4 protein-coding genes are annotated in these 5,385 nt (G+C 75.3%); 1 reads left to right on the plus strand and 3 read right to left on the minus strand.

Annotated features, from left to right (window positions below; genetic code table 11):
• Positions 1–110 precede the first annotated feature (110 nt).
• The 3 genes from efeO to MOX02_RS23345 form a co-directional block, all read right to left on the minus strand.
• On the minus strand, positions 111–1,007 hold the full coding sequence (gene efeO, locus MOX02_RS23335; protein ID WP_147028224.1) for an iron uptake system protein EfeO: 897 nt from the start codon (positions 1,005–1,007) through the stop codon (positions 111–113).
• A gap of 252 nt (positions 1,008–1,259) precedes the next feature.
• On the minus strand, positions 1,260–3,518 hold the full coding sequence (locus MOX02_RS23340) for a sensor domain-containing phosphodiesterase (protein ID WP_147028225.1): 2,259 nt from the start codon (positions 3,516–3,518) through the stop codon (positions 1,260–1,262).
• A 204-nt stretch (positions 3,519–3,722) separates the two neighbouring features.
• Positions 3,723–4,289: a L,D-transpeptidase gene (locus MOX02_RS23345; protein WP_147028226.1), complete on the minus strand. Its 567-nt coding sequence runs from the start codon at positions 4,287–4,289 to the stop codon at positions 3,723–3,725.
• Positions 4,290–4,633: 344 nt separating this feature from the next.
• On the opposite strand from MOX02_RS23345, the gene MOX02_RS23350 reads away from it, so the two are divergent.
• Positions 4,634–5,059, plus strand: coding sequence for a hypothetical protein (locus MOX02_RS23350; RefSeq protein WP_147028227.1), 426 nt, complete (start codon positions 4,634–4,636; stop codon positions 5,057–5,059).
• Positions 5,060–5,385 lie beyond the last annotated feature (326 nt).

The following is a 5,385-nucleotide window of genomic DNA, read 5'->3' on the forward strand; positions in this document are numbered from 1 at the left end:
GGTGAGGGGTGCGGCTTTCCCGGAGAGGTCGCATCCTGCCCCTCTCCCGCACGGGAGAGGACGTCCGCGATCCGCCTCCCCCGGACGGGTGCGGTGCCCGCGCGTCGCCATCAGTCGAGCCCCAGCCGCCCGCGCAGGGTCGCGAGCTCCTCGGCGAGCACCGTCACCGGGCCCTTCAGCGCATTCCGGTCCCGGTCGGTCAGGCGGTCGTAGCTGACGAATCCGTCGGCCGTGCGGTGGCGGGCGAGCTGCGCCTCGATGCGGCTGAAGGCCCGCTCCGTCCGGTCCACGAAGGCGGGATCGCCGGCCGTGAGGTGGGGGCGCAGCAGGCCGAAGATGGTGCGCGCGCCCTCCAGATTGCCCGAGAGGTCCCAGAGGTCGGTGCGGCTGTAGCGCTCCTCCTCGCCGCTGATCTTGGTGGCGGCGATCTCCTCGATCAGCGTCGCCGCGCCGCCCACCATCCGCACGGCCGGGATCGCGAGGTCGGCGACGCGCTCGCGCAGCTCCGCGGCGTCCGCCACGAGGCGCTCGGCGATCGGGTTGAGACCGGCCGTGCTGCGGTCGAGGAAGAGGCCGCGCTCCAGCCTGTGGAAGCCGATGAAGGCGGGGTCGCGGTCCTTCATCTCGAAGGCGTCGGCGCGCATGTCCAGGCTGCGGGCGAGCTCCGGCACCATCAGGGCGACGGGCTCGATGCGCTCGTAGGGCTGCCGGGCCGGCGCGTAGAGGGCCTGCGCCTCCGCGAGCCGCCCCGCCTTCACGGCGTCCGCGAGCCGGACGGTGCGGCCGAGGAACTCGTCGGCCTGGGCGAGCACGTAGCGCCGGTAGGCGGCGACCGGGCCGGACAGGTCCGCGGCGCGCCCCGCGGCCTGCGGGTACTCGCCGGCCGCTGCCGGCTGGCCGCAGGCGGCCAGGACGAGGGCGAGGGCGAGCACGCGGATGCGGCGCCGGCCCGGCCGGTCCGGGGCCGGGACGAGCCCGCGCTGCTGGTCGGGAGTGTCGCCGCGCATGTCCGCCTGGAAGCCCGTCCGATGCGCCCGGATCACCTGCGCCCGGGCGGAAGCGGGCGCGGTTCTGGGCCGGCAGTCCCGCGCCCGTCGGTGCTCGCGGACACGCGCGGCGTCAGGGATCGCGGACGGGACGGGTGCATCGCGGGACGACCTGTTCTTCCCGGTATCCGATGCCGGGCCGGACCCGCCAATACAATCAGCAATAGAATCTCTCAACGCGCCTGCGGCGATCCGCGCGGCTTCGCACCCCGCTCAGGCGATGCGGGCCCTCCCGCGGCGTCCCGCCGCGCGGACCTCCCCGCCTCCGGGGCGCCGGGCGATCTCGTCGGCGCTCGCGGCCCGGCCGTATAGGTAGCCCTGCCCGCAGCGGCAGCCCATGCGGACGAGGGCGGCCTCCTGCTCGCGCGTCTCGATGCCCTCGGCCACGACCGCGAGATCGAGGCTCCGGCCGATGTCGAGCACCGCCCGCACGATCGCGGCGTCGTGGGGGTCGGCCAGGATGTCGCGCACGAAGCCGCGGTCGATCTTGAGCTTGGTGAGCGGGAAGCTCTTGAGCGTCGAGAGCGAGGCGTAGCCGGTGCCGAAATCGTCCAGCGCGATGCCGACCCCCTTGGCGTGCAGGCGGCGCAGGGGGTGCAGGGTGGCCGCGTCGTCGAGGAGCGCGATCACCTCCGTCACCTCGAGTTCCAGCGCCTCGGGCGGCAGCCGGTGGCGGGCCAGCGCCTCCAGCACGACGTCGGCGAGGGTGCCGGCCCGCACCTGCTCGGCGAAGAGGTTCACGGCCACCCGCAGGGGCAGGCCGGCGGCCCGCCACGCGGCGGCCTGGCGGCAGGCCTCGTCGATGGTCCACCAGCCGAAGCGGAGGGCGAGCGCGCTCGACTCGATGGCCGGCAGGAACTCGCTCGGCGGCAGCAGGCCGCGCTCCGGATGCTGCCAGCGGATCAGCGCCTCGACGCCGCGGATCTCGCCCGAGGGGAGGTCGACCTGCGGCTGGTAGGCCAGCACGATCTCCCCGCGCAGGAGGGCGCCGCGCAGGGTGTCCTGCAGGGCCCGCCGCTCCGCCGCGACGCTGCGCATCGCGGGCTCGTAGAGCCGGACGCAGCCGGCCGCCTCGCGCCGGGCCCGTTCGAGGGCGAGGTCGAGGCTCGCCATCAGCTCCTCGGCGTCGGACCCGTGCGCGGGGGCGAGGGCGGCGCCGATCCGGGCGCCGACGTGCAGGACGTGCTCGTCGAGGCGGAACGGGTCGGCGAAGGCCGAGATCAGCCCCTCGGCCAGGGCCTGCACGGCCCCCGCCTCGGCGGCCTCGGGCAGCAGCACCGCCAGCTCGTCCTCGCCGATGCGGGCGAGGAGCGCGTCCGGCGCGAGCCGGCCGGTCAGCCGCAGGACGAGGGCTTCGAGGAGCGCGTCGCCGACGGCGTGGCCGAGGCCGTCGGCGATGCCGCGCAGGCCCTCGACGGCGATGGCCAGCACCGTGGCGGGCCGGCTCTCCGCCAGGAGCGCGGCGAGATCGTCGGTGAGGCGGGCCCGGTTCGGCAGGCCGGTGCGCGGGTCCTGGTGGGCTAGGCGCATGAGCCGCGCGTCGCGCCGCCGCCGCTCGGAGATGTCGCGCAGGACCGCCCCGACCCCCATCGCCGCCCCCTCCCCCCACAGGGTGAGGGAGAGTTCGACCGGGATCTCGCTGCCGTCGCGGCACAGGGCGGTGACCTCGACGCTCCGGCCGGCGAGCCGCGCCTCCCGCCCGGCGGCGACGCCCGCCATGCCGGCGACGTGGTGGCCGCGCAGGCGCGGCGGCACGATGAGGCTGACGTTGCGGCCCAGAAGCCCGCCCGCGGGGTAGCCGAGCAGGCGCTCGCAGGCCGCGTTCGCGAAGGTGATGGTGCCGGCCGCGTCCGTCGTGATGACGGCCGTGGCGGTGGCGCCGACGAAGCTGTCCGCGTCGCGCCGCGCCATCGTCCGGCGCCGGGCGGCGACCGCGTCCATGACCACCCCGCCGAGGCGGGCGAGTTGCGCGCGCGCCTGGGCGCCGGGCGCTGGGCGCGGCCGGCGGTCCGCCACGCAGATCGCGCCGAGCCGGTGGCCGCTGCGCGTCACGAGGGGAGCGCCGGCGTAGAAGCGGATCCCGAGCGGGCCGCGCACGGCCGCGCTGTCGCGGAAGCGCGGGTCCGCGGCGGCGTCGGGGACGACGAGGACGCCGTCGCCCGCGCCGTCGAGGCCGGCGCCGGCCGGGATCGGGGGATGGACGAGATGCCGGCAGAGGCCGTCGTCCTTCGGGAAGTCGGTGATGGCGCCGAAGCCGACGCTCGCCTTCAGCCACTGGCGCTCGGCGTCGAGGAACGAGATCGCGCAGAGCGGCGCCTCGAACAGCGCGGCGGCGAGGTCCGCCACCCGGTCGAAGGCGGCCTCCGGGCCGGTCCCGACGATGCGGCAGCGCATCAGGGAAGCGAGGCGGGCGCGCTCCGGCTCGGCCGCGCCGAGCTCCGCCTCGTCGATCGTCGTTCCCTGCATCGCCATCGTTGTCCCGGCCGCGCATCCGCGGGCGGCCGGGACTTTCGTCGTGCAGGCGCTAGAGAACCGTTAATGCTGGCGGCCGTTCTGCGGCGCCTCGTCACCCCTGTGCTTGCGGGAGACCTCGGCCCCGGCCCGAACGGCGGGGTTCGATACTGAGCGCGGCGCGCCGGAATCGCGCGCCGGCCTTCACGGCCGCTGCGCCACCACTCAGCGGACGATGACCTTGGTGCCGACCCGGACGCGGTCGTAGAGGTCGGTGACGTCCTTGTTGGTCATGCGGATGCAGCCGGAGGAGACCGCCGCGCCCATCGTCTCGGGCTCGTTCGAGCCGTGGATGCGGTAGAGCGAGGAGCCGAGATAGAGCGCGCGCGCGCCGAGCGGGTTGTCCTGGCCGCCCGCCATGTAGCGCGGCAGGTCGGGCCGGCGGGCGAGCATCTGGGCCGGCGGGCGCCAGTCCGGCCATTCCTTCTTCATGGTCACGGTCTTGGTGCCCGACCACGAGAAGCCCTGGCGGCCGACGCCGACGCCGTAGCGGATCGCCGCACCGCGCCCGAGCACGTAGTAGAGCCGGCGCTGGCTCGTGGAGACCACGATCGTGCCGGGCTTCTCGGGCCCCGTCCACGCGACCGTCTCGCGCGGGATCGCCTGCGTGCGGAAGATGTTCATGAAGTCGGCGAGCGGCCCGCTGTCGAACGGGCCGGCCTGCGCGGCGCCGGAGGCCAGCGTCACGGCGGTAGCGAGGAGGGATGCGGCGATGGCGCGACGCCTCGTCATGGTCGTTTCCTTCTGCGGCGGAGCGCGGCGCGGCAGGCCGATATGCGCGGCCCGGTCGTGCGCGTCCGACTCCTGTGCCCGAGGCTTGGCCGCGGCGCCCGGGGTGGTCAAGCCGGGCTGCTCGGACCATCGAGAACCTGTGGGATTTGGGCAACGCCCTCTTGACAGGGCAGGAATTTTTCGAAGTCGACGACGAATCGGATCCATCTCGCAAACCGCTAAGCTGCGGTCCGCACTGCGGAAATTCGGTCGAAATCCCTCCTGTTTTGTTCCGCACGCATGGCTGACAGGATGTCGCAGGTGATTGCGGCCCGGGTGCGCCTGTCCCTAATGTCCGCCTCGTGATGGCTCGAACCGCGATCGACAGGCTGCGCCGAAAGGCGGCCCGAACCGGCGCGTCCGGCTCCGCCCGGTCGGGCCGGGCGGGCGTGCTGGCGGCCTTGCTCGCCGTCCTGATCGTGGTCCTGGCGGGCCTGCCCGACGACCGCTACGCCAGCCTGATGCCCCGCGGCGAGACGCCGGGCACGGCGCTCAGCGCCGCGTCGGCGGGCCTCGCCGCCTCCCCGCACGCCTGGAAGGCGGACAGGCGCACCCTGTCCTCCCTCACGGCAGCGGACGCGGACGACCCGCCCACCGACGATCGCCGGCTGGTGCCGGACGCGATCGGTTTCGAGCGCCTGTCGCCGGACACGGCCTTCCCGCCCCGGACCAGCGCGCCGCTGCCGTCCGCCGCGGCCTCCCTCCCCGAACGACCACCGAAATCGGCCTGATCCTCCCGTGCCCCGCCGCGCTCACGCGGACGTGAGGCCGCACGGGAGCTGCCGCGAGCGCCTGCCGTTGGATCGCCCAGATCGCCCGGCATGACTCGCACCCGGCGCGAACCGGACCGCCCCTGCGCGGCCGCCGCGCGCCCGATGCGGGGAGAACCCTGCATCCCGACGACCGGGTCGTGATCCAGCCCCCTGGCCCGGCGCTTGCCACGCTGCACGGACCCCGCCGAGCCGGGCGGGCCGGCCGTGCCCGTTCGAGCCGTGCCGGCCGCCAGAGCGCGAACGCGCCGCGCGGCCGAGACAGCGCACCGTGTCTCAGGAGCCCC

The organism is Methylobacterium oxalidis (assembly GCF_007992195.1).
Taxonomy (GTDB): domain Bacteria; phylum Pseudomonadota; class Alphaproteobacteria; order Rhizobiales; family Beijerinckiaceae; genus Methylobacterium; species Methylobacterium oxalidis.